The 557-nt window shown below is 61.2% G+C and carries 1 protein-coding gene; it reads left to right on the top strand.

Going from position 1 to position 557, the window contains the following annotated elements:
• A partial coding sequence (locus AACY08_RS28345) for an MAPEG family protein (RefSeq protein ID WP_339472412.1) occupies positions 1-416 on the top strand: 416 nt, incomplete at its 5' end.
• Positions 417-557 lie beyond the last annotated feature (141 nt).

Raw genomic sequence — 557 nt, 5'->3', positions numbered from 1 at the left:
CTTTGTGGCTTCCCGAACAGATTGAGCTGCCACGGGAAACTGCCCCGCGGCTCGCGTTTGCCGCCCGCGAAAGCCTCCTCGTAATGCTGTGGGTCGCCATCGGTGTCGGGATGGTGTCGACCATCCGGCGCTACTCGGCACATGACAATCCCGGCTCCGCCTTCGCTCCTCCAAGCGAGCGGCTGAGGGTGCCGCTCGCATTTCTTCAAAACACGCTTGAGCAGGCGACGATGACGAGCATCGCCTTTCTCGGGCTCTCCACCGTCGATGGCGACGCTCCGCTCGGCTTCATCACCGGCGCCGTAGTCCTGTTCGCGGCAGGACGGATCGAGGTGCGTGGCATGCCACTAAATGCCCAGTGTCGAAACCGGTCCAGCCTGAGCAAATATTCCGGGCGCATTGGCGGAAGCGCTTGACCTTTGGCTGAAAGATACAGTCCTCCGGCGACGCACCACAAACCGCATCAGGTTCGCCAGGTTTGACGCCAACGATACCGCGTCTGTCCCCAACGCGAACAGAGCTCCGACGATCAAATTATGGGCAAGCCAAAATGGAGC

This window comes from Pseudomonas sp. EL_65y_Pfl1_R83, from assembly GCF_963970695.1.
GTDB classification, from domain to species: domain Bacteria; phylum Pseudomonadota; class Gammaproteobacteria; order Pseudomonadales; family Pseudomonadaceae; genus Aquipseudomonas; species Aquipseudomonas tritici.
This window is presented reverse-complemented; position numbering and strand designations above follow the sequence as displayed.